16 protein-coding genes are annotated in these 23,965 nt (G+C 60.8%); 4 read left to right on the forward strand and 12 right to left on the reverse strand.

Annotated features, from left to right (window positions below; all coding sequences use genetic code 11):
* Nucleotides 1-5: 5 nt before the first annotated feature.
* From P9L99_09160 to pcnB, 4 genes are all read right to left on the reverse strand, one after another.
* The gene (locus P9L99_09160) at nucleotides 6-1,421 is read right to left on the reverse strand and encodes an MBOAT family protein (protein ID MDP8223516.1); all 1,416 of its coding nucleotides are present in this window, start codon (nucleotides 1,419-1,421) and stop codon (nucleotides 6-8) included.
* 686 nt (nucleotides 1,422-2,107) lie between these two features.
* Nucleotides 2,108-8,974: a radical SAM protein gene (locus tag P9L99_09165; protein MDP8223517.1), complete on the reverse strand. Its 6,867-nt coding sequence runs from the start codon at nucleotides 8,972-8,974 to the stop codon at nucleotides 2,108-2,110.
* A complete protein-coding gene (locus P9L99_09170; protein ID MDP8223518.1) occupies nucleotides 8,971-10,659 on the reverse strand; it encodes a carbamoyltransferase C-terminal domain-containing protein in 1,689 nt (562 codons plus the stop codon). Before P9L99_09170 ends, P9L99_09165 begins: the two co-directional genes overlap by 4 nt.
* 66 nt (nucleotides 10,660-10,725) lie before the next feature.
* Nucleotides 10,726-12,240, reverse strand: a complete 1,515-nt coding sequence (gene pcnB / locus P9L99_09175) for a polynucleotide adenylyltransferase PcnB (GenBank protein MDP8223519.1) — start codon at nucleotides 12,238-12,240, stop codon at nucleotides 10,726-10,728.
* A 229-nt stretch (nucleotides 12,241-12,469) separates the two neighbouring features.
* On the opposite strand from pcnB, the gene P9L99_09180 reads away from it, so the two are divergent.
* The gene (locus P9L99_09180; GenBank protein MDP8223520.1) at nucleotides 12,470-13,897 is read left to right on the forward strand and encodes a radical SAM protein; all 1,428 of its coding nucleotides are present in this window, start codon (nucleotides 12,470-12,472) and stop codon (nucleotides 13,895-13,897) included.
* Nucleotides 13,898-13,998: 101 nt separating this feature from the next.
* On the opposite strand, the gene P9L99_09185 is transcribed toward P9L99_09180, so the two are convergent.
* From P9L99_09185 to P9L99_09215, 7 genes are all read right to left on the reverse strand, one after another.
* Complete coding sequence (locus P9L99_09185) at nucleotides 13,999-14,382, reverse strand: nuclear transport factor 2 family protein (GenBank protein MDP8223521.1); 384 nt, start codon at nucleotides 14,380-14,382, stop codon at nucleotides 13,999-14,001.
* A 199-nt stretch (nucleotides 14,383-14,581) separates the two neighbouring features.
* Entirely contained in the window at nucleotides 14,582-14,935 is a 354-nt protein-coding gene (locus P9L99_09190) for a hypothetical protein (GenBank protein ID MDP8223522.1), read from the reverse strand.
* Nucleotides 14,936-15,021: 86 nt separating this feature from the next.
* On the reverse strand, nucleotides 15,022-15,798 hold the full coding sequence (locus P9L99_09195) for an alpha/beta hydrolase (GenBank protein ID MDP8223523.1): 777 nt from the start codon (nucleotides 15,796-15,798) through the stop codon (nucleotides 15,022-15,024).
* A 47-nt stretch (nucleotides 15,799-15,845) separates the two neighbouring features.
* Nucleotides 15,846-17,513, reverse strand: a complete 1,668-nt coding sequence (locus tag P9L99_09200; GenBank protein ID MDP8223524.1) for a VWA domain-containing protein — start codon at nucleotides 17,511-17,513, stop codon at nucleotides 15,846-15,848.
* The gene (locus tag P9L99_09205; protein ID MDP8223525.1) at nucleotides 17,501-18,844 is read right to left on the reverse strand and encodes an AAA family ATPase; all 1,344 of its coding nucleotides are present in this window, start codon (nucleotides 18,842-18,844) and stop codon (nucleotides 17,501-17,503) included. The genes P9L99_09200 and P9L99_09205 overlap by 13 nt, the downstream gene beginning before the upstream one ends.
* 223 nt (nucleotides 18,845-19,067) lie before the next feature.
* Nucleotides 19,068-19,793 carry a bifunctional demethylmenaquinone methyltransferase/2-methoxy-6-polyprenyl-1,4-benzoquinol methylase UbiE gene (ubiE, locus tag P9L99_09210; GenBank protein ID MDP8223526.1) on the reverse strand — a complete coding sequence of 242 codons (726 nt, stop codon included), beginning with the start codon at nucleotides 19,791-19,793 and terminating at the stop codon, nucleotides 19,068-19,070.
* 31 nt (nucleotides 19,794-19,824) lie between these two features.
* Entirely contained in the window at nucleotides 19,825-21,402 is a 1,578-nt protein-coding gene (locus P9L99_09215; protein MDP8223527.1) for a hypothetical protein, read from the reverse strand.
* On the opposite strand from P9L99_09215, the gene P9L99_09220 reads away from it, so the two are divergent.
* The 3 genes from P9L99_09220 to P9L99_09230 all read left to right on the forward strand — a co-directional run bounded on the left by P9L99_09220 (nucleotide 21,401) and on the right by P9L99_09230 (nucleotide 23,189).
* Nucleotides 21,401-22,564 (forward strand): glycosyltransferase family 87 protein, encoded by a 1,164-nt coding sequence (locus tag P9L99_09220; protein MDP8223528.1) that lies wholly within the window; start codon nucleotides 21,401-21,403, stop codon nucleotides 22,562-22,564. The genes P9L99_09215 and P9L99_09220 overlap by 2 nt on opposite strands.
* Before the next feature lie 115 nt (nucleotides 22,565-22,679).
* Nucleotides 22,680-22,871, forward strand: a complete 192-nt coding sequence (locus P9L99_09225; GenBank protein MDP8223529.1) for a hypothetical protein — start codon at nucleotides 22,680-22,682, stop codon at nucleotides 22,869-22,871.
* Nucleotides 22,872-22,883: 12 nt separating this feature from the next.
* The gene (locus tag P9L99_09230; GenBank protein MDP8223530.1) at nucleotides 22,884-23,189 is read left to right on the forward strand and encodes a hypothetical protein; all 306 of its coding nucleotides are present in this window, start codon (nucleotides 22,884-22,886) and stop codon (nucleotides 23,187-23,189) included.
* Nucleotides 23,190-23,208: 19 nt separating this feature from the next.
* On the opposite strand, the gene P9L99_09235 is transcribed toward P9L99_09230, so the two are convergent.
* Nucleotides 23,209-23,856, reverse strand: a complete 648-nt coding sequence (locus P9L99_09235) for a hypothetical protein (GenBank protein ID MDP8223531.1) — start codon at nucleotides 23,854-23,856, stop codon at nucleotides 23,209-23,211.
* Nucleotides 23,857-23,965: the final 109 nt, after the last annotated feature.

Genomic DNA, 23,965 nt, shown 5'->3' on the forward strand with positions numbered 1-23,965 from the left:
CAGTGTCAAAACTGGTAATAAATATAAGGTTTTCCATCCGTACTGGCGACGGAATATAACACGACCACCACGACAAACAAGACCAACGCCTGTACTGGCGCGGGGACGGCATCGAATCGGGCGCGCACGGCTTCTTCCCAATGTTGGGGCACCCAATGCAGCGCGTACCCCACCAGCATCAGGCCCAGCAGCGGTAGGGTCAGATTCGGAGCGTGGCCGACGCCGGCAAAAACGAGGCCGAGGATCTGCCACGCCGTGCCGATGGAATCCGCTCGGAAGAAGACCCAGGCGAAACACACGAAATGGAAGGTAAGGATGATGGTCAGGGCGCGTCCCCACCAGGTCACGGCGCGGTCGCGGCCGCTCCAGTGCTGCCAGATTCGGGTGGCCGTCACGCCGCAGCCGTGTAGGAATCCCCAAAAGATAAAACGCCACTCGGCGCCGTGCCACAGCCCGCACAGCATCATTGTCGCCCACAGATTGAAGTACGTACGCACCGCGCCGTGGCGGTTGCCGCCTAAGGGGATGTAGAGGTAATCGCGGAACCAGAACGACAGGCTGATATGCCAGCGACGCCAGAAGTCACGCAGGTTTCGCGCCGTGTAGGGCGCATCGAAATTGATGGGAATCTGGTAGCCCATCAGCAAGGCCGAGCCGATGGCGACGTCGGAATAGCCTGAGAAATCGCAGTATATCTGCAGGGCGTACGCGTAGATGGCGGCGAGTGCTTCCAGGCTGGTGTAGCGAACCGGATCGGAAAACACGAGGTCGATCAGGGCGATGTCGAGGTAATCGGCGATTACGACCTTTTTTAGCAGGCCGCCCATGATCAGCCACATCGCCATGGAGCCGCGGGTGGGGGTCAGTTTCGGTTTTTTGTCGAATTGGGGCAATAGGTCGACCGCGCGTACGATGGGTCCGGCCACGAGTTGGGGGAAGAAACTCACGTAAACGAGATACTCGTGATAGAGGTAGGTTGGGGTGAGTTTCCGGCGGTAGACGTCGATGATGTAGCTCATCGTTTGGAAGGTGTAGAAACTGATGCCGACGGGCAGAATGAGGTCCAGGCGCAGGCGAATGGGGTCCATTCCCATCCACACGACTGCGGCCGATGCCGATTCGAGAAAGAAGTCGGCGTACTTGAAAATCGCCAGAATCCCCAAGTTGGTGCAAATGCTGACCCCCAGCAGCAACTTTCGTAACCAAGGGCGGTCGGTCAGGCCCATCGTGCCGCCGACGAAGAAATCGAGCGACGAGGAGAACCAAATTAGCAGTAGAAAGGTTGGATTCCAGTTCGCGTAGAAGAAATAGGAGGCGGCGAGTAGGAGAATCATCCGCGCCAGGCGCACTCGCACGACCGCCCAGAACAGAAGAAACACGACGACGAGAAACACGCCGTATTTAACGCTGTTGAAAAGCAACGACCCCCCTAAACAAAACAAGGCCGGAGGATATCACCGGTGCCACGTCGTGGAAAGGGACGTGAAACCAATTCTGACCGAACATAAAAAACCCCTTTGCACCTAGGGCCAGGCACCAAGAGGTCAATTGTTATTTTCCAACTACTTAGATAAAAAAGCAACCCGAAAATTGGGGCCAGGCACCAAGCGTTGGGGGCTTGGTGTTACGAAATGTTACGGGGAAGAAAATGGCCTGCTCCGGAAGCAGACCACCAAGCGAAATCCGACGGGCTGGTCATTCTATCGGGTCTAGAATGAATTCGGCTTGGTGGCCTGATCCCGAAGCAGGCCGCCCCAGGAATATATCCAAAATCCCACATCGTCCCGCAGTGTACCCGTACACCGTGTGCCGCGACGATGAGTTGCGAAACTACGGTTTGCGTGTTGCGGCCGTCACGTCAGTCGACTTCGATGCAACTACGTACGTGGCGATCATTGAAACTAAGGCGAAACTTCCTAAAACAGCCACTTCTACCATCGTTTGGTCTCCTTTCCACATTGGACCTCCCTCCCATACTTCAAACTCGGTGCCAAGTGGTGCGAAAGAGAAAAACTCCTTTATTATCAATGTGTATCAATCATTAGAGGACGGCGGTATTCACGGCGGAAAGCGAGTAATCGAAAGGCTGGTTTACGAAATGTAAGGATTACCGTTGCAGCGCTTCGCGGTATAAATTGACCATGCCATGGGCGATGCCGGCCTCGTCGAGAATGCGGGTCAATTCGGCCAGCCGTTTCGTGCGGATTTCATACGTATTTTCGCCATCTTGCGAGTACCACTGGCACCAGTGCTCCGGCTGCGGCAGGACGATTCCGAATTCCTCCGGCTCTTTCTCGAGACGGCTCTGCGCCACCACAATGCATGTGGAAAGAGCGCTTACCTGATCGATCAAGTCCGCGTGATCACGAACAAAATCGCAGGTTTGACGGAAGGACTCCTCGGTCTCGCCCGGGAACCCAACGATCAAATTGGCCAATACGTGCAGGCCGGCGTCTTTGGCGCGTCGCAGCGTCTTTTGGGCGGATTCGGCGTCAAAACGCTTCCCCATTCGGCGCAATACTTCATCCGAGAAGCTTTCGACGCCGAACACGAGGCTGGCGCAACCGGCTTTCTTTAGGAGCGCGAAATCCTCGTCGGTCATATCGTCGCGGACGACGGCCTGCCCGGTCCAGGCCAAGCGGATATCTTGGTCGATCAGCAGCCGGCAGAGATGCCGCAACCGCGGCAGGTCGGCGTTGATAAGCAGGTCGTTGAACGAAAACGCAAAGGCCCCAAAGCGCCGTTTCAACGAAAGAATGTGGTCGACCAAGCGCTCGGGTGAAATCGCGCGGTAGCCGGGGATCATTTGGTGGTCGTTGCAAAAAGCGCAACGGTTGATGCAGCCGCGCCCGAATAGCAGCGGGAATTGATTGGTTCGGTATAGGTGCAGCGGCAGGTCGCCGAAGTCGGGCAGGGGTAGGCTGTCGAGGTCCTTCACCAATGGACGCGGCGGCCCGCAAACCCAGCGATCTTCGCGCCACACGGCCACGCCCGGCGTCTGATCCGACACCACGCCGCTTTTCAGGGCGCGAAGCACTTCGGGCAACGTCGCTTCACCCTCGCCGACGATGCACAAATCCGCCGCGGGACCGATTCGCTCGCGGTCGGCTTCCCAATGAATGCCGGGACCGCCGAAGATGGTCACGATCTCCGCTGCCGTTTCCTTGATACGAGCCGCTAAATGCACGGCGAGCGGTAGGTTCGATTCGTTGGTCGAGAACCCCACCGCCTTCGGGCGCAGGCGCCGGACCTCCGCGATGAAGGCCTCGATTTGGGGTTGGAAGTAGGCGATGATTTCCTCCAATCGCCCTTCCGGACTCCAGTACTTGAGATTGTCCAGCTTCCAGTAGTCCTGCATCCAACCGCCGCACGCGGCGTACCACTCGATGTTCAAATCACGAGTCGCCGCACGGAAGCCGTCGCTTCGCAAACCACCCGCCAGTTGCGCCAAGCCGAGCGGCGGGTACTCGACGCCCCAAGGCGGAGGCATGACCAGCAATACGTCGGGCCGCGGTGGCGGCACCAACGCCGCCGGCTCGGGGCGATTCGCTTCCTCCGGCTGGTGCGCGTCATCTTCCGGCGCGTCGAAATCGACTTCCGGCAGCGCGCCGCTCGCTTCGTCGTACAAGTTGACGGTGTGCACGCTGTGGTCGCGGCGGGCCAGCAGAGTAGTGAGCGCCAGCACGCGGCGGCGGCGTTCCTCGAACGTGTTGCCGTCGTCGGTGTACCACTTGATGGAACCGTCGCTTTGCGGGAAGCGAATGCCGTATTCCTCGTACCGGTCGAAAAGACGGCTACCAAGGTTAATCAGGCACGGACTGATCGAGGCGACCTGGTCGATGATCTCGAAATGATCGCGGAGGAAGTTGAAGGTTTCGCGGAACTCTTTGTCGCCCTCGCCCGGGAAACCGGCAATGATGTTGATGATGGTTTCGATACCCGCCCCGTGGCACGTGGTGAGCACTTCGTGCGCCAGTTCCGGCGTGTAGGGTTTGTTCATCAGTTGCAGCACTTTGTCGGAAAACGACTCCACACCGAACACGAAGCTTTGACAGCCGGCCCGTTTCATTTTCGCGAAAAGCTCGGGCGTCATTTCCTTGCGGATGACACCTTGGCCGCCCCACTGATATTCGCGTCCGTCGGCGATGAGTAGGTCGCACAAGCCGTCCAGGTCGCTGATGCTGCCGTTGATCAGCACATCGTGGAAGGTAAAGCGCAGGCGGCCGCGGTCGGCATGCCAGGCCATTTCCGCCGCGACGGATGCAGGATCGCGCCGGCGGAATTTTTGGTAAATGTGATGGTCGTTACAGAAAGTGCACCGACGAATACAGCCCCGGCTGCCGAGGATGGGAACGGCGTCGGTGCCGTACTCGGCGAAATTGAAATCCTCCAAGCGCGGGAAGTCGAGCGTCGCCAGGTCGGTACAAATCGGCCGCACGAGGTGGTCGAAATCGACCCCGTCGCCCACGCGCAGCACGCCGGGCACGTCGGGTTTCTGTCCGCGCAGCAGCGCGGCGAAAAGTTGCCGGCCGCTTACCTCGCCCTCACCGAGCACCATGTAATCGGCTTCATCTTCGGTGAGCGTGGCGATGTCGAAACTGTTGGTGATGCCCGGACCGCCGAGCACGACCAGCCGGTCCGGTCGCGCGGCTTTCAAGCGACGGGCAAAGGCGCGGCCGAACGCAAAATTGCCGGTGTTGAGCGAAAGTCCGACGATCTTCGCCGGGTGCGCGGTGATCTGCACGACGTAGTGGTCGATCAGATCGGCCAATTGCGCCATGGTTTCGGCAAAAAGTTCGGGATCGGTCCAATGTTTGTAGGCGTCCATGCGCCACAGCGACGGATTGGGCGCCCGGTTGTAGAGCTTGATGTTCAAATCGAGGCATTGGCTGCTGATGCCGTATTTCGCCAGATACGTATGGATGTAAGCGATACCCAGCGGCGGCACATCGATGCCCCAAACCGGCGGCATGACCAACAGCACGTCCACTTGCTGAGCGGACACGGATTCGTAACGCGGCTCGCCCTTTTGTATCGCAGTTTCATCGCGGGATTCAGCCGCGGCGACGGTGGGCATTTCCAGAGCGCGCAGGTCGGCGGCCTTTTCGTGCAAGTTGCTCACGCGCGCCGGGATGTCGAGTTCCTCGAGCAGCGCCACCAACCGGCGGGCGCGGGTCTGACGCAGCGCGGGCGTGTTTTCTCCCTGCACCCAGCCGGTATCGGGATCGGCGCCGGTCGGGATGACGATGCCCAGCTTTTCCTTGCTTTGCTCAAGGGGGCTGCCGAGCAGCAGAATGCAGGTGTTGATGCTGTTGACGCCGCAAATATGGGGCCGCAGCCGCCGCACGAGATCCAGCGTCAACTGAAAATCGGCCTCGGTCTCGCCCGGGAAACCGACGATGAAATTGAGCATCGTATTGATGCCCGCGGCGCGGAGGCGGGCCAAGGCGGTTTCGATGTCGGCGACCCGGTAACCCTTGGCCATTTTCTTGAGCACGGCGTCGCTGCCCGATTCAATGCCGAGATTGAGCGTGCGGCATCCGGCGCGTTTGGCTTTGGCGAGCAGTTCCGGTGACATGTCGCCACGCGGCGCGGCCAGGGCGATCCATTCCATATCGGCGTCGGCGGCAATCAGTGCGTCGCACATTTCATCCAGCGCGTCGAGATCGCCGTTGATGAGTTGATCGTTGAAACGGAAAGTGTGAGCACCGGTCACGCGGCGATGGTGCAGCATCTCGTCGGCCACGTCGCGGCCCGGCCGGCAGCGGAAACGACCCATGGCCGGGTGATCGTTGCAGAACGTGCAGTGCCCGATACAGCCGCGGCTCATCAATATCGGCAGGTCGCGCGTGCGGTAAGAAGACAAGGGGAACGGGGTATAATCGGGCGGCGCCAGCGTGCCGACGTCGGCAATCAATTCGCGGGGCGCGGCCCCGGCCAAGTGGTGCCCGTCGAAATAGTCGATACCCGCCAGACCGCGCGGATCGCCGCCGTCTTTCATGCACTGCAATAGCTCGATGAACGTGGCTTCGCCTTCGCCGACGACGAACATATCGACGCTGCCCGGCGGGAAAAGCAGGCGCTCGTTGGCGGTGTGTACGCCGCGACCACCGACCACGATGGTGCGCGCGACGTCGAGCTCCTTGAGACGCTTGCACACTTCGATCGTGAAGCGACGGTTGGGCGAATAACAAGAGAGGCCGATCACCGGGCGACCGGTATCCAACAGGCGGCGCGCAACCCAATCGATCTCGCTTTCCAGGTGCGGCAGCAAGCGGCGCCACTCGGCGTGATCGGTCCAATGCCGAAAACTGTCTTCCTCCCAGAACCGTTTTAACTCGGGCCGCACGCGGCGATAGACGTCAATATTGAAGTCAAAAACGACCGGCGCGAAATCGGCGCGTTGCGTGTTAGCGGCCAAACTGGCCAGCCCGTACGGAGGCATGTCCACGCCCCACACCGGGCAGATCGCCAGCGCCACCATACCGCCGGACGAAGGACGCGGACCGTGCTCGAGCAGGTTGTCGGCGGCCAGCGCGAGGTTGACGAGCCGTTGGTGTACGCGTCCCAGGCGTTCGTCGAGTGCCGTGAGACGCTCGGCGAAGCGCACCTTCTCGCTGACGATTTCGTCACGGTTGGAAAACTCGACCGGCACGCCCAGGGCGTCGAGGTGGTCGAGCAAGCGCCGGCAACGCTCGGCTCGGATTTCGGCGTTCAAGTCGTCGGTCGCCCAACGCCGTTCCCAGCCGGGCTGATCGCGCTGCGGCGGTTCCAGGCCGAATTTCTCGGCGTGTTCGCAAACATCGGCTCCAGGGATCAACAGCAGGCCATTAACGCTGCGTACCAGCTTCACATGCGGCGCAATGCTTGCCACCGCGTCCAGGGTGGCTTGGAAATCAGCGTCGCTTTCGCCCGGGAAGCCGACGATCAAATACAGCACGACATCAATACCCGCCGCGTCGGCGGCGCGGCACATGGCAAGCGCTTCGGCAACCGTGTAGCGCTTATTCATGGCGCGCAGCACGTCGTCGGAGCCCGATTCCAAACCGAATTCAAGACGGTAGCATCCGGCGCGGGCCAGCTTTTCAAACTGCTCGCCGCTAAGCTGGTGGTTCGGGCTCATACCCGCCGACCAACGTAATTTCCAGCCGCGCTCGAGGATGCCGTCGCAAATTTCCTCCAGCGTTTCAGGGCGGCCGTTGAGCACGGGATCGACGAGGCTGAGCCACTGTGCGTCGTGACGCTCGATGAGAGTTTCGATTTCGGCGAGTACTTGTGCGGCGGTTTTGGTGCGATACCGCCGCCAATACTGCCGGATGTTGCAGAATGCGCAGTTGCCGGTGCAACCTCGCGACCACTCCACGTGCAGAGCGGGCGCAGTGTAACGATCCAGGTCGAAGTCGCGAAAATCGGGCGTCGGCAGGTTCGTGATGTCCAGTGCGTCGGGCGGGTCGACGAAGGTGGCTTCGCCTTCGCGATAAAACGCAACGCCGGGCAGCCCCTCCGGGCTTTTGCCGCGGGCGTGCCGCTGGAGCAAGGCGCTGAGCACCGCTTCGCCTTCGCCCACCACGAATACGCGTATCGCACCGCGACAAAGGTCGAACAAGCGATCGCGGTCTTCGCGCACCGCAGTTGCGGGGCCACCGGCGATCAGCAGTTTGTCGGGTGCCAGACGGTGAATCTCACGGGCCAGGATCGCGGCCGCGATTTCCTTACGGCTGGCCAGGCTAAAGCCGATGACCGGCGCGGGATGCCGGGCGATGCGTCGCGCCAACTTGCGCAGTTCCGAGCCGAAGAGGCGCTCGACTTCCCCCGCGCGTTCCCACACGCGCCCTTCCTCCCACTCCCACAAACGCTGCTGCGCCGGAGGCACGGCGTCGTAAAGCTCGATGTTGACGTCGAAGGTTTCGACCGTGAAACCGTCGCGGGCCAGCCACGACTTCAACGAGGCCATCCCCAGGGGCGGACCGGAGGTCAACCAGGGCGGCGGGTGGACGAGCAGCAGGGCGGGCGGCTCGGAAGACGTTGGTTGCTCCGGCTCCACTTCCGCCGTGTCGCTTTTCGTTGTTGCGGCGATGTCGGCGGGGATCGCGTCTTCGCAGCGGATGCAAAGGTGATCGTCGGGCAGCGGCCGGCCGTCCATCTGTTCGAGGAAATCGCGCCGCTTGTCGCCCTGCCATACGGCGAGCAAGCCGGCCTCGCCGACATGGCCCCACACCGCGCGGCGCCGGTAATCCATGCAGCAGGGCACGACGGCGCCGTCGAAGAGCACGTGCGCCATTTCGTAAGCCCACACTGTCTTGCAGCCCAGAATGCCGGGGTGCCGCAGGGCTTCGTGTTCGAAAACTTCGACGTTACCCGCGCGGCTGACGTATCCGTCGACGAGGTCCAGCCTGGTCAGGCCGCGTTCGCGCCAGAAGGCGATGCCTTCCCGCCACTCTTCATCGCCGACGTGGGGCCGGATGCGGGTCATGTTGACCATCACGCTATCGGGCCCGTGACGGGTAATGGACTTTTCGACGAATCGCACGATGCGCTTGCGCACTGCATCGAAATCGTTGCGTCCGGTGATGGTGCGGTAGGTTTCGGGGCGCGCGGCGTGCAGGGAAAACCCCATCCATGTGAGTCCGGCGTCGAGTAGGCGGTCGGTCAGTTCGTCGGTCAGCGCGACGCCGTTACTGACGAGGTAGATTTCCGTGTCGGGCAGCGCGGCGCGGGTTTTTTCCACGCGTTCGACAATGCGCGGGTCGAGCAGCGGTTCGTTCATCAGGTAGAGCATGACGCGTTTGAGAAGCGGGAACTCGGCGATTTCCGCGATAAGCGCCGCGAAGGTTGCCTCGTCCATCTCGCCTTGCGGCATCTTCGTTCGGAGGCGCGGCTGCGGGCACATGATGCATGCGGAGTTACAGCGGCTCGTGGTTTGTATCATCACGGCCTGCGGGTGAGTTAGTGCCATGGCGTTGCGCGGGTTCATTGTCTTTTTCCACTCACAAGGTAGGGCCCGATCGCCAAATAGGTGAAACCGGCGGCGAAATATGCGCGCAAGGCGTCGTGGGGCGTCATGACGATGGGCTCTTCGTGCATGTTGAAACTCGTGTTGATCAGCACAGGTACACCGGTGCGCTTCTCGTAGGCTTGCAGAATGGCGTACATGTCGGGGTTGTCTTCGCGGCGGACGATCTGTGGGCGGGCGGTGCCGTCAATGTGCACGCACCCGGCGGCGACGCGGCGCATGAATTCAGTGCAGTCGAAGCACATGTTCATGTAGCGGGCCGAGAAACGCGCGCCGCCCATGCCGACAAAACAACGGTCGGCAGCGGTGTCGAGAACGGCCGGGGCGAAGGGCATGAATTCGCTGCGCCCAAGTCGGTCGTTGAGCCAGTCGTTAACCGAAGGGTCATCAGGACGGAAGTAGATCGTGCGGTTGCCCAGCGCGCGCGGCCCGTATTCCATGCCGCCGACAAAACGCGGCACGACTTTGCGCTGAACCAGCAGTTCGGCCACGGCGTCCGCGATGGATTTCGGCTTCGTGTAAATCGCACGCGCCTCGTCCAGCGCGGCTTTGATTTCCTCGTCGGTGTAGCTGGTGCCCAGGTAGACAGTGGGCAGGGGTTTGGGTTTGGCGCCCGCTTCGCCCAGCGCCGCGCCCGCCGCCAAGCCGCCATCACTCATGTTGGGGAAGATCGACACGCGGCTTACCGAGTCCAGCTCGCGCACCCGTTGGTTGAGCTTGACGTTCTCGAAGATGCCGCCGGCGAGGCAAACGTCGGCCAAGCCCGAGCGTCGGACCCAATAGTCGACGAATTCCGTGACGGCGTCTTCGAGTACGTCCTGGCAGGCCGCGGCGACGTCCTCTTTGGATTGGTCGTAAAGATGCCGGTACCATCCGAAGTGGCGGCTGTGGCGCAGCGGATTTCCAAGGTTGGAGAAGCGGCCGTTGCGGGATGTTAACGTGCGGCGGAAGTGGGCGCCGAGGCGATTCGGATCGCCGTACGCCGCCAGCCCCGTCACCTTTCCCTCGTGGCGATTGGGGATGAAGCCGAGGATTTCGGTCACCCGGCTGTAGTACGGATTGAGCGCTGCCAAGCCGGATTGCTCGAACAGGGCTTCCAGGTGGCCGTCGGGATGGCCGATGCTCACCGTGGCCGTCACGCCGTCCCCCATGGCGTCGGCGGTGATGACCAGCGCTTTTTGGAAGGGACCACATAGGAATGCCGCTTGCGCGTGGGCTGTGTGGTGATCCCGCATGCGAACCGCACATCGCAAACCCAAGGCGCGCAAGCGACGGGTCAATAGTTGCTGCGACAGCGCGCGATCGATGGCGTAGGGCAGGTGCCAGGCGCGGGCTAAAACCTGGAAATACGTATAGGCGGTGAACAGAAGGCCGAATTGTCCCGACTGGTTCTTCGCGCCTTGGTGCAGGGCCGGCAGGCTGCGCAGCAGAAAGCTGGGCGTGATCTCGCCCGCCACGCAAACGAGGTCGATCTCGCTCGGGCGCAAGCCACCTAGTCGCAGCACTTCGGCGATGGCGTTTGTTGGAAACGCCAAGGCATTCTTTCGCCGGATAATCCGCTCTTCGTTGAGGGCGAAGCGAAGTTCGCCGTCGACGACAAGGGCGGCGCCTGCGTTGTGGTTGTCGCTGATGCCAAGCACTCTCATGCGGCCGATTCTAGCCTGGAGGCCGCCGGGGCGTCTACCGTGCGAAGTTCGTGGAGATTATCGGTATTACTTGGATTTGTCGGGTCCGGCGTCGGTCGGCGCCGATGGATCGAAAACCAGCGAAGCGCCCGGGGTTCGGCTTTCAGGCGGTTTTTCTTTCTGAGCGCGGGCCGGCTTTTTCTCGGTGTTCTGCTCGCGAGCCGGGCGCTTTCGGGACCCGCGGCCACCGCGCTTGCCGCTGGTGAAAAGCAACAAGTCTTTTTCCTGCGCCAAATCATACACCGACTGAGGCAAGCGTTCTTTACGACCGCGCGCCTCGATTTGAAACAAAATCAGCGCCGGGGGGAAATAGACTTTGCGCAGCAGTGAGCGCGGTACGCGGCCGTCGCGCGCCAGGGAGGTTTCGAGGTTGAGCAGGCCCACGAGCACCATGGAAGCGGCGTCGGCGTATCCACGACTAATACCCAGGCTCTTGAGCACCGGTTTGAGGTAATCGCGAATGGCCCCCGGCAGGAAACCGCGGAGTCGGCGCGGGTCATCGACCTTCGCCGGGAAATTCTGCGCCTTCACGAGCGGCGCGGTGAATGCGGCGAAAATCATCGGTTGGGTAATCTCGACCCGTTGTCCCCGTATCGAGATCGCCTCGTCGAGAGCGTCAAGGTTGGCCAGCCAATGGACGCGGGTCGCCGCGGCGCGTTCGGTTTGCGCGAGCGCGTCTCGGGCTTCCGGCATGATGTGTTGCAGTAGGCCCAGTTCGATCATCAAATTGATGCTGCGTGCGGCGCGACCTTCGGTGAGTTCCCGCATGAACTCGTCGCGCAGCCGTGAAGGATTGGCTTTCGTGATCTCTGACGCGTGCTCCTGGATGGCCTGTCGGGTGGCCGGCTCGATGGTGAAACCGGTGCCGGCGCTGTGGCGTATCGCGCGCAGCATGCGGATGGGATCCTCACGAAAGCGCAGAGCCGGGTCGCCGATTACCCGGACGATCCGGTCGCGGATATCGGACATGCCGCCGACGAAGTCGATGATGTTGAAGGTTTTGAGGTCGTAATACAGACCGTTGATGGTCAAATCGCGCCGGCAGGCGTCTTCGGCGGGGGAGCCGAAGGTGTTTTCCTCTTTGATCGGCGAATCGCTATCGGGGTCGAAGGGAACGCCCTTCCGGAAGGTGGACACCTCAATGATCTCGCCGCCGTGGAAAAAGATATGCACCAGGCGAAAGCGTCGGCCGATCAAGCGGCTGTTGCGGAACAGCTTACGGACTTCGTCGGGACGCGCGTCGGTCACCAGGTCGAAATCCTTGGGCCGGCGACCGATGAGGATGTCGCGGATCGATCCGCCGACCAAATACGCCTCGTAACCGTGCCGGTTGAGTCGGCCCATGACTTTAAGCGCGTTGATGGCGATCTTCTTACGCGAAAGCGAGTGTTCCGGGCGCGGGACAATGAGGGGCTCGATGGTAACGTTCTTCGCCACTGCTGCGCCGCAGGGGTTGGGGTGTACGGCGGCGGAGACGGTCACAGGCTCGTCATTTTGATCCGCATTTTCTTTGCCCGTTATCCGCCGCAACCACTTTAACACCGAGTCTCCTTCGCCGCTTGGAACCGACTTATTATCCGTTACTTGCTATCACGCAGGTTTTTTCGGGGTCAAGGGCAATCCTTCTTGAGCACCCGTTTGCCCTGCTTGCGTTGCCCGCAAGTCGCGGAAAAGTGCTATATTCCGTATTTGAAGTAAATGCAACCGCGACCGGGCGGCGTGGCGCTTCGCAGACGCCGGCGGGCGACTTGAAATCGGGGAACCTTCACCCGTGAGCAAACAAAGGGCCGAACGAGTCGCGTTGGTTTACCTACCCGTCGAGGACGGCGGGTGGATGGTCGCCGAAAAACGCGAATATGGCATGAAGCGCGTGCCCGCGCTGGGTCTGCAGTATTTGGCCGCGGCGGTCAAAGGTGCGGGGCGGCATTGCCACATCTACGATCAATCACTGGACAACTTCGACTTGCCGCGACTAGCCCGGCTGCTGCGGGAAGACGAAATCGATGTCGTGGGGTTTTATACTTCCACTTTCCTCAAACAGAGCGTCATTGCCGGTATGGGGGAGTTACGCGAGCGGGGATTTTCCGGTCCACTGATTGTCGGCGGTCCCGGCGCCTTCAGCTACGAGGAGTACCTGGCGGCGGGGGCGGACATGGTTTGCCACGGGGAAGGCGAACGAAGCATCGTCGAGATGCTCGAGTATTTTGGCGGTGAGCGTGACGAAGCGGTACTGCGTGGCGTGAGCTACCTCCGAGACGGCCGCGTGATCATGGCGCCGCCGCAGGATTTGATCGATCCCCTCGACGAAGTGCCCTTTCCCGATCGCACTCAGCATTCGCCCGATGGCTTCTACGATTACCACTACTTCGGCATGCGGCAGCCCTACGCGCCGATGATGACCAGCCGCGGGTGCGCCAATCGCTGCACGTTCTGCACGTCGGCGGCAATTTTGGGGCGGCGCGTTCGGCAGCGCAGCGTCGAGAATGTGATGGCCGAGATCGAACAATGCGTGCGCGATTTCGGTTTGCGGTATATCGGTTTCAAGGATGACATCTTCGGCACGAAGACCGAATGGGCCGAGCAGTTCGCCGAGGCGATGATCGCCCGCGGGCACGACCTGCGCTACGGCGTGTTGCTTTCCCCCTTTTCCTATCTGGGGCGTCGCGAGCCGACATTGCGGCTGATGAAACGTTCGGGCCTCGACCAGGTGGTGGTAGGAATCCAAAGCGCGGACCCGGAAGTCATCCGTAATATCAAACGGCGGCCCGAACAGTTGGAAGCGGCGGTCGAACTGGTGTCCACGGCCAAGCGGCAGGGCATCACGACGATCATCGAATTCATTTTCGGGTTACCCGGCGACTCCGACGCCACGATGCGCAAGGCGCTCGACTATAGCCTGCGCCTGCGGCCGCATCACGCGCTGTTTTTCGTCTTGACGGTGCTGGAGGGCTCGGAAATATTCGAGCAATACGGCGCCGAGGGACCGGACACCGGCTTTACGCTCGAGCAGTTGCGCCGCCGCTGCTCAGGCTACCAACGGCATTTCTACACACGGCCGGGTGTCTTTTTCGGTAACCTTTGGCAAATCCTGCGCACGAATCCGCGTTGGTTCCTGCGTGTCTTGCGCTACCTCCCATACCTCATCAAAGCCATCGGAATGAAACGAAGTGCGAGCGCCAAGGCCATGCCGCCCGAGTGAGCGGGGCCGGCGCGGTGATGGGCATATCAGATAGTCGGCCCTGTGAGGCGGTGGTTTTCAATAATTGTTAGGCGTCGGTCGTGGTCTTAAGAGGCGCGCACTCACCGGCTCATGTCAAAGAGCGTGGCGCGATCGAAGTACACCTCGTTGCGGGTGATTTTCCCTTGATCGTTGCGTTCCACCAGGTCCACGCCGAAGCAGACGCGATCGTCCAACTCAACCCGCCATTTGACGACGAAACCGTCAGGGATCGGATGCAATTCCTGGGCAGTGTACCGCCAACGGCCGAATTTGCCGAGGAGTTTTGTGGCGTGGGCGCGAAACGAAGCCAAACCTTGCACGCCTTGCGGAACGGATGCGTCGCTGTAAAACACGTCGTCGGCGTAAAACGTAAGCAGGGCGTCGACCGCCGCTTCCAGGTCGCCCGCCACCTGGGTCCACGCCGCCAACCAAGCGTCACAGAAGTCACGATTTTCGGTTGCCATGACACGACCTCCCGCGGTCCATTTGAATCGAAACACGTTCGCCGGACATCACTATATCAGACTCTCGCTGCGCTGAGGATAACGTCGTGACACGGAGTCAGACAAAAGAAAGGCCGCAGACCGAAGCTTCGGCCCGCAGCCGGTTTTCACGATCGATTAACGGCTTGCCGCACCGGCCTAGCTCGTGCGGCCAATCACCTCAGCATTTCTTGGCGCAGGTTGTGTAAGCGCTGCAGCCTTTCGCCTTGTTGGCGCACTTGGCGCGGCATTTCAGGGACTTTTTAAAGCTGCCGCTTTTCGCGGCCTTCTTACCCAGGTCCTCGACACATTTTTGATAGTTTTTCTTGGTGCACTTTTTTTCGGTGAGGAAGTTGCACACGTCCGCCACTTCCTTGGCGTAAGGCACTTTGTCGTCCAGACCGGTCTTTTTCGCGATTTTGGATGCCGCGCCGGCGTAATCGCTGGTTTTGCAGCCGACAATGGGCATCAAAGCCAAGGCGGTAACGATGACGGTCGCGACAAACCACATCCACGTCCTATTGCGAGTTTGCATGTTTCACCTCTTTATATGCAGGAGAGCCAAGATTCATGATGCATCGATTGTAAACAAAAACGCGCCGGGGAACAAAGCCGCAAAACTCAAGCACGCAGGACGCTTTCGGCGAGCCACTTGGCGATCGTTTCGGCCACCTTCTCCCAGCCGGGGGCGTCCATCAAATTGTGCGGCATATCGAGAAAGACCTCGAAGTCCGAGCCGTAGGTGCGGGCGAATTCTTCCATGTAGGGCGGCGACAGGAAGTGATCGTGCCCGGCGGCAAGAACCAAACGCGGCGGATTACCCAGTGGCGCGGGCGGATCGCCGGCGAACTTGCCCTTGAGCGACAACCGGCGCAGCGCCGCGGCGCTTTCGGGCACCATGCGCGCGAAGTTCTTTTCGATCAACTCGGCCGGCGTGTTGGGCAAGTAAAAGTGATCACGCACTTCCGCGGCGGTTTCGAAACGCCTGCCGCGGCGCAGCATGGATATGGTTTTGAGAGGGCTTTGAGACAGAATCGTCAACAAGACACCGTTCCAGGGGATCCCGTAATACGGTACGCCCGCCACGAAGACCGCGCCCCGCGTTTCGTGTTGGCCCAGATAGTGCTGTATCGTCAGGCCTCCCATGCTGTGGCCGATCAACACGACGTTGGCGTCGCCGCCGGTGACTTCTTCGATACTATGCGTGTAGCGCTCGATTTCGTACGTATTGAAGTCGTCGGGTTGAGGGCCGCCGTCGTGACCGGCCAACGTAACGCGGTCGCATGTCCAACCAGCCGCCGTGAAGAACTCGACGAAGAGGTCCCAACTCCAAGGGCCGTGCCAAGCGCCGTGCACGAACACGAGTTTCGGTTTGGCGGAAGAGGACGTGTCGCTCATGGGAAACCCCCGCGGGCGTTTTTCGACAACGATGAAAGACGCGTCAGCTAATCGACGTTGTCTTCGGTTGATGGTTTTGGTTCAGGTGACTCGGGCGGCGGTTCCTCGGTCTCGTCCTTGTCGGAAAAGAGCCACCCGGTGACGGACTTTACGGTAGCCCGACCGACCAAGCGAAGCAACTGCCAAAGCGACATGCCGCCTTCACCAGGCTTGGCCTTACCGCCCCCGAGTTTTAGCTGCAGCAGCAAGTCTTGCTGCTCTTGGAGGCGGCCGAGATCTTCCAACGTCATTTTCGCTTTTTTTGCCTGCCGGCGAAGGCTCTTATCGTTGATGAAGCGCAAGTCCTTGCCCGCCAACAGGGAGGCGGTGATGCCGCTTTTGGCGGCAATCGCCACTTTGAATTCGTGCAGCCTATCCTGCGCTGCGCTGAGTTCGGCACTGCGGGAGCCAATCGTCTTGTCGTCTTCGGCGCGCGAGAGCAACAGGTCGATAAAACCTTCTACGAAGGAGGCTTTTCGAAAGGCGATTTCGGCGTCGGCCAGCGTCAGGCCCGCCACGGGTTGAGCCGTGATGCGCTCGACGGCTTCCAATGCAAAGGTCACTTCCGGCTCGCCAAGGCCCAAATCCCGGCCGTCGAGGTCGTCGGTTTCCAGAAGGGTTTCGGTGATCTTGTCCCACGCTTGCGTGATGCGTTGGCGAAACAGGTGGATCACCTCCTCGCGCGAAAGGCCGACCAATTGGTCCTTTTCGATGATCTCCTTGATTTCGGCGTCTTGCGGATCGGCCTCGTCGCGGCCGATTTTGAGCATATGAACCACGATTTTCTCGCCGATCCTCTGCCGGAGTTCATCCGGATCGACGCGGTCCATGCCGTCGGTGATGACCAGGATTTCCGCGCCGTCGAACATGCCGTCGAAGCGAATATCGTTGGCCGCCACCTCAAGCGCGTGGGCGATGTCGGTGCCTTTGCCGCCGGGCTCGATAAACAGCAGGCGGCGAATGAGAGCGTCGTATTCTTCAGGCGAAGTCAAGCTCTCGAGCTCGTAGACGTCGAAGTCGAAGGGGCGGAAAAACAGCTTGGCGTTACTTTTCTTTTTGCGGCGCAAATACTCGATGGCCAGAACTTTGGCGTAAAGCAGACGGTTGCGGTGGCGCATGGAGTACGAGCGGTCCAAGAGCACATAGAGCTTTTGCTCGGCCGCGTTGGCCATCGACCGTGTGCCGCGATCGGTGATCGGCGCGGTTTCCGGGGCGGCCTCGCCGGCGCCGGAACGCACGAGCACGCGCACGTTTAGCTGCCGTTCTTCGGCCCTCCGCAGCAGGTCGGTGAAGTCCTCTTCGGCCACATCGCCGGGCCGCGCCAAGCCGATTTCTTCCAGGCCCTTGATTTTCCGAGTCCCGAAATGCGGCTCGTGATCGGTGAGAATCGGCACCTCATCGGTAAGATGTTGTTTGTCCGGCCGGTCGGTGGGCGCGGTGCGTTCGGCGCTCTCGCAAATGTCGAAGAAGCCGCGAAGTTGGCCGTTGAGGGCGGCTTCGGGGGTCTTGATCACCCGCGCGATTTTGAACAGAAGGAAGAACGATTGCGGCACGAGCCCGTGCAGTTCTTCGAACAGTTCGAGAAAGTCGTCGAAATCATCGGATAGAGAAGGGAGCGCGGCCGGGGCGGCTTTTGCGGAAACCTGTGGTTTAGCCAGCCGGGTCAGTGCGTCCATAAGATTTGGCCCCCGCCACCGAGGTGCAGAGCCGCAAGTTCTTGAAGTTGCTTATGGCAGCCTTCCGCCAGTTCCTGAATGTACAGGTTGTTCGGTTTGATCTCCGAAAGGACCGAACGAAGCTGCTCGACGGTCAGATCCAGCGAACCTTTCTTCGCCAGCTTTTCCGCCATTTCTTCCCGCCAGCGTTTTTGCGGCGGCAAAACGCCCAGCGCTTGCAAGTCGATAGAGCCCGCGCGCTTGGGGTTGGCCTTGAGGATCTCGATAACGTTAAGAATCGTAGTGAGAATCACGAGCTGTTGGCGGAAATCGGCGTCGTTGTGCAGGTAGCGGATGGTCTCCTCGGCGGTCTTGGCGAAGATTTTTTCCTCTTCGTCCTCGGCGCCGACCATGCACAGCATCAGATTCATTTTCGGAAGGTCGGTCTCTTCTACCCTGGTGCGTCCGTTAAGCAGCGCCCAGGCGCGCAGGTGGTTGATGACGCCCGCTTGCCGCCGCGGACTGAGATAGTAGCTGCCCTTCGCCTTCTTCATGCGGTCGATGAAGTACCGCAGGATAATGTTTTTCAGGTAGAGGACTTCGTCGCTGATCTCAATGTTGATGTCGCCCATCTGGCCGCACACGACGCGCGAGAGGTAATCGATTTCGCCGCGCGAGATGGGCTTGGTCGGCCCGTGTCCGCCGCGCTGCTGGCCCATAAACGAGCGGTCGATGCGGTATTGGTCGAAGGTATTGGTTTCGGCCGTAATCACGCTTCGGTAAGCGAAACGGTCGACGACCGCCTCGGTCACTTCGTTGAGACGCAGGTAGTTGGTGGCCGCCATCAGGCTGTGCAGGCGGGCGTGGTAACGCTCGTTGCCCTCAAAGAGCATGCGGTCGGAAAGCAGCAGCATGATGTCGCGAAGGATCTGCTCGTTGGTGTCAAAGAGCTCGTCGACGAAGGCGAAATCGGCTTCCAGCACCGAGCCGCGGGTCCGCCGCACCTTGACGCCTTCGTCGCGGTAACGGGGAATGTCGATCGGGCCGAAATAGTTGTCCTTGGTGTCTTCGGCCGAGGCCTTGATCGAAAAGGTTTTCGCGCCCGAGGCCTTGAAAATCTCAAACAGTTCGTTGGCGAGCAGGGACTTGGCGATGCCCGTACGACCCAACAGCATCACGTGTTGGCGGGTCAGCAGGGCGCACGCGAATTGCAGGATGATCAACTCGCGCCCGATGACCTTCTCGGACACGCGGCTGAATTCCTCGTGCATTTTGGCGATGATTTGTTGGTGGTCGTAGGGCTCGAAGTAGTATTGCGTGGCCGGGGTGCGTATGCGCCTAACGTTTGCCATGAGTCCCTACCTCGGTCGGCGGTTCGAAGAGCTCGCCGCCCGATCCATTCCACCAAAGTATTGATCCTTTGAGGGAAAAAGTCAAACCGTTTTCTGAATGAGCGCCCATTCATTTTCCGGCGGAACCACATATCTTTTCAGGAAATTTTCAATAAGGGCCAATTTTGGACGGTTTGCCGACAGATAAATGCCGCGACGCGTTATCGAAGGAGGAATTTGGTCATCAACATAACGGCGATTCGGCCTCGAAAAGCTGGGCGATGCCCAAGGTCAACGGTGTGACGCGGACTTTCTCGAAACCCGCTTCGCGGAGCATGGCGACGAAGCGCTCGGCGGGTGGGAAGGAGCGCACCGATTCATGAAGGTAGCGATAGGCCTCATAAGAGCGCAAGAGGCGGGCGAGGATTGGCATGACGGCGCCGAAATACCAGCGATACAATGGCGCCAGGACCGGCAGCGTCGGCATTGAAAACTCCAACACCAGCAAGCGCCCGCCGGGTTTGAGAACCCGGAAAAAGTTGTGCAGACAGCGGCGGCGGTCGGCCACATTGCGCACGCCGAAGGCTACGGTCGCGGCGGCGAAGAAGCCGTCGTCGAAAGGTAGATCCAGCAAATCGCCTTCGACCAGTTCGACGCGCTGATCCAAGCCCAGGCGCGGCAGTTTCGCGCGGCCCACGGCCAGCATACCGGGCGAGAAGTCCAGGCCCACCACGCGGCGGTCCGGATAGCGCCGGGCCACGGCCGCGGCCAGTTGTGCGCTGCCGGTGGCACCGTCGAGCAGTGGTCCGGGAACCTGCGGGGCGAGGCGGCGCGCGGTGACCTGCCGCCACCAGACATCAATACCCATCGAAAAAAGGTGGTCGTTTAATTCGTAACGCGGCGCAAGGCGGTCGAAGAGCGCCTTGATCTGTTCCGGTTGTTTGATGGCTCGATTGTCCGTATCGGTCATCGTTTCGAATACCTCTGGCCCAGGGCTCGTTTCACGGCTGAATTTCGGGCGTTAGGGCGGGCGTCGCCGGGGGCTCGATACGGTACACGGCCATCAGCTTATCGGCGACGGCGGTCGTCTGATCGAATTGGACGCGAAACACCTCGCGGTACGGGACGTGAATATCGCCGGTAAGCGCGGGGAAGGTGACCAGATAATCCAGGCCCGCGACGACGCGGGGCGACAACGGCGCGATGTGCGGCGTGTTGAGCCCCATGATGTCGATCGTTTCGCGCTTGCTGAAGTAAGTGATAGCCCCCGCATCGTGAGTGCCGACCCGTGCGTCGGGGGCGGTGTTGGCGTCGAGCCAGCGACCGATTTTCACCTGCATGTGCTCAATTTCGCGGCACGCCGACGCATATTCACGGCGCTGCTCGGCCAAGTGGCGCGGCACGACACGAGGGTCGCCCATGAGCAGCAGCAACGCCACCAGCGTGAGGAAGACCGGCAGGTGCCGCTTGCGATAGGTGCGGTGCAGCACGCGTTTTTCGATCAGCAGGTCGGTGACAAAGGCGACACCGAGCAGTTGCACGTAGAGGAAAAACGGTAGCGCCGGGACGATGTAGCGGTGTCCCAAGAAACCGCCGCCGATGAACTGCACCGTCTGGCCCGCCATCAGCACGGCAAGCGCCCAGGGGAAAATCACGAGCACGCCGTAACGGATATCGCGGCGCCAGGCGATCCACAATAGGCCCAGCACGTAGAGCATCCATTGCAGCGGATGGCCGATGAACGAACCGACCGCGGCCAGGGTGCGAAAGATTTCCCCCAGGGGCGGCACGTTCGTGAAGAGCGACCAGCCGCCGGCCCGCACGTAGAAACTGGCCGGCAGTAAACGCCCCGTCGCCCGCCAATTAAGGTAAGCCCACAGCAGCCAAGCCAAAAGCGAGGGCAGCACGAGCCAGAACGCCGTTTCACCCCAACGGGGCATGCCTTTTTCCCGTTTACGCGCCATGATCGCCAAGTGCAGGAAGCCGAACGTTATCACGCAAAGGGCGGTCAGCACGCCGTCGGGACGCGCCGCGACCGTCAATGCGGCCAGCACGCCGGCGAGTCGATAGCGTCCTTCCAAGAGCGCCCACACGGCCCCGAACGCGGTTAACGAATAGAGCATCACTTCCATGCCGGAAAGCGAAGCGAACACGCCCACGGGGTCGGCGCAGACGAGCACCGCGCCAAGTATCGCGAGCGGGCGGTAGGTGTGTTTACGCAGCCCGACCAACACCAACGCCGCGAGGCCCAGTTGCGCCAGCAGGGCCAGCAGCTTGGCCGCGACGGGCGGGTAGACTCCCAGGCGTTGGGGAAGGGATAGGAGAATCACCCACAGCAGGCTCGAGGTGCCCGCGGCGGGCTCACCGGGGTTGTAATGCAACAGGCCTGTGCGCAGGGCGTTCTCGGCGTAAACGAAATGGATCCAGGCGTCGTCCAGCGGCACGGCGCGGAATGCTGGCGAAACGCCGTCGATCGCGGTACATTCGAACACGATCGTCAAGCCGATAAGCAGCAGGGCGCAGGGCAGCAGCCAGAGCAGGCTGCGGTCCGGGCGCTCAATGGACGGGTCAACGCGCATGAAATCTCGTTTCAATGGTCTGATCTGGGCGATGTTGCTGGCCGCCGTTGCGCTTAATGTGTTTTACGGCTGGCAAGTCGTCAATGGCGGATCGCTTAAACAATTCTTCCACGACAGCGACGTCAACGCAAAGACCGGCTGCGATTTCTATGGCTTATACAAGGCGGGGCACGCCCTGCGGCACGGAAAGGACATCTACGACGGCGATCCGCAACATAAGATAGTGCCCTGCTGTTACGCCTTTCGCTACCTACCGATCGGCGCGGCGGCCGCGTCACCGTTGACCTTCGCCAAGCCGCAGCAGGCATTCTGGTTCTGGCTGGCGTTGATCGAATTGGCGGCGCTGCTGGCGGCTTGGGCGACGTACCGTCACCTGCGCGGGACCGACGGCGCGGTGATGGCGGCGTTGTGGCTGGCGTCGTCGCCGGTCTACCTCGAACTGTACATGGGCCAGTTCAATATGCTGCAGGCTGCGTTTTTGCTCGGCGCGCTGCTTAGCCTTTCGGGCGGGAGTCGGCAGGCGGGCGAAGCCTGGCTCGGCGCGGGGATGTTGTGGAAACTCACCGCGTGGCTGGGCGCGCCGGTGCTGGCGGTCAAGCGGCGTTGGCGGACTTTGCTGCTCATCGCGGCGACGGCGGTGGGTACGACGCTGCTCTACATGCTGGCGACGGGGCAGAGCATCGACCCGTTTTGGGAGAACTTCCGCCCGGCGCGACCTGGGGGCGCCATCTACCGCGGCGACCTCGGCTTCATCATGCTGCTGCGGGTCGTGGTCGGAAAAAGCCTGCCTGCGTGGCTGTATTACGGTGTGCCTGTCATCGCACTCGGCGCGTGCCTGGCGCTGACGCTTCTGGCCCGGCGGGCGAAGGCGGCGAACCTCCTGGTACTGTGGTTCGCGGCGTACTTTTTCATCTACCCGACGATCTGGGAGCATCACTACCTGCTGCTGCTTCCGCCGCTGGTCTTTTTGTACGGGCAGGGGCGCTATCGAGTGTTGTGGCTCGCGGCGTTGTTGTTGGCGCTGCCGACGCCCTACCTCGTCGCCGGTCCGCAAGGCGCCAAGTGGGCCGGGATGTGGCCGGCACTTTATCACGCGGTGAAACCCGCCGCCGCGGCGATCGTCGTCGCCACCGCCGCCTGGCATTTGTGGAAGAAGAAGTAGGCTCTCGCGGTCGCAAATACCGTTCGCTTTGGCGGATTGATGGTCTTCTGCTAATCTCATTCATGATTGTTGATGAAGCTGTCATGTAGTTGCGAGGTTGCGGTGTGAGAAAGCCGTGGATCGCCGTATTCTTTGTTGTCGTGTTAATGCCGGGCGCGAGATCGCTCTGCCGACCTTCACGCGTGATACGGCGTTCAAGCTCAAGTGCTCGATTCCTGCCGGAGATGACGACGATGATGACGACAACAACGACACGGCCGCTCCCGCCGTCGCCGACGGTGATGACGAAGGCGGTTGTGGGTGTTAGACTAGGCGCACCATGACGAAGCACGGACCAGAACTATCGCACTTCGACGCGCTGGGCATCGGCGCGTTGGCGGTGTTGATTCGCATCAGCAACACGGTGCTGATTCTGCTGCTGCACCTGGCGGCGGTGGCGTTGGGTGTGCTGGTGATTCTCAACGCGGCGGCGATGCAGGTCATTCCGGCGATTCTGTATGCGATTACCGCGTGGGTGTTGTGGTGGACCGGCATGCGCATTCAAGCGGCCGTCGGCGAGCATCCCATCGACCTGGCGCGCAAACCGAAAGGCGTCCCCGAGCCGGACGCGCCGACCGAAACGTAATTTCCCGCGAGCGAATGAGTTACTTGGCGCGGTAAGCGCGTAGACCGTCGAGCACTTCGTGCAGCTTGTCGGGCATTTCCGAACCGAGCACGTTGCAGATTCCCGGCGACATGTGCAGGGCGTCGTTGATCACCAACAGTGGCGTCTTGGGCGGGCCGCCCAATTTCTGATACGCGGCTTCCAGGTTTTTCATTTCGACGTCGACTTTCTTTTGCCACGAAGGATCGGCCCAGGCCTCGCCAAGACCGAGGCTGGCGGCGATCGCGCCGAGAATTTCCTCGTCTTCCACCGACACTTTTTGTTCGAAGGCGGCGTTGAAGAGCGTTTCGAGCATCTTTTTTTCCAGCTCGGGTTTCACCAGGCGGGTAAGCAACAACAGGCGCACCGGCGGTTTGCCTTTGTCGGGGTGGAAGACAAATTCGTACTTCACTTCGACGTCGTCGCCCAGCGGTTTATTTTTCAACTCGCGGTGGAACAGAAAGCATTGCGAGCAAATGGGCGTCACCCATTCGGTGAGCGTGATTTTGTCGCCGCCGCGGAGTTTGGCGAGTTCGCCTTTGATTTGGTAGCAGCCGGAGAAGGGGGGCTCGAGCGATTCGGCCCACAGTAGCGTCGCAAAGGCCAGTGACACGAATACAGCTAGAACGACGATGTACCGGGTTTTCATGACGGCTCCTCTGGGGGTTATTTCAAGAGAAATAAATAGTATCATAGGCCGGTTCAATGAGGCATGGGAAAAAGAAGAAAAGTGAGCTTTTATGTCGAAAATGACACGT

Source organism: Candidatus Lernaella stagnicola, assembly GCA_030765525.1.
Classification (GTDB): Bacteria; Lernaellota; Lernaellaia; order Lernaellales; family Lernaellaceae; genus Lernaella; species Lernaella stagnicola.

Coding starts and splice junctions, on each gene's coding strand:
- P9L99_09165 (MDP8223517.1), bottom strand. CDS start 8,974: ATGAACCCGCGCAACGCCATGGCACTAACTCACCCGCAGGCCGTGATG.
- P9L99_09215 (MDP8223527.1), bottom strand. CDS start 21,402: ATGCGCGTTGACCCGTCCATTGAGCGCCCGGACCGCAGCCTGCTCTGG.
- ubiE (MDP8223526.1), bottom strand. CDS start 19,793: ATGACCGATACGGACAATCGAGCCATCAAACAACCGGAACAGATCAAG.
- P9L99_09235 (MDP8223531.1), bottom strand. CDS start 23,856: ATGAAAACCCGGTACATCGTCGTTCTAGCTGTATTCGTGTCACTGGCC.
- P9L99_09205 (MDP8223525.1), bottom strand. CDS start 18,844: ATGGCAAACGTTAGGCGCATACGCACCCCGGCCACGCAATACTACTTC.
- P9L99_09220 (MDP8223528.1), top strand. CDS start 21,401: ATGAAATCTCGTTTCAATGGTCTGATCTGGGCGATGTTGCTGGCCGCC.
- P9L99_09200 (MDP8223524.1), bottom strand. CDS start 17,513: ATGGACGCACTGACCCGGCTGGCTAAACCACAGGTTTCCGCAAAAGCC.
- P9L99_09185 (MDP8223521.1), bottom strand. CDS start 14,382: ATGGCAACCGAAAATCGTGACTTCTGTGACGCTTGGTTGGCGGCGTGG.
- P9L99_09230 (MDP8223530.1), top strand. CDS start 22,884: ATGACGAAGCACGGACCAGAACTATCGCACTTCGACGCGCTGGGCATC.
- P9L99_09170 (MDP8223518.1), bottom strand. CDS start 10,659: ATGAGAGTGCTTGGCATCAGCGACAACCACAACGCAGGCGCCGCCCTT.
- P9L99_09195 (MDP8223523.1), bottom strand. CDS start 15,798: ATGAGCGACACGTCCTCTTCCGCCAAACCGAAACTCGTGTTCGTGCAC.
- P9L99_09190 (MDP8223522.1), bottom strand. CDS start 14,935: ATGCAAACTCGCAATAGGACGTGGATGTGGTTTGTCGCGACCGTCATC.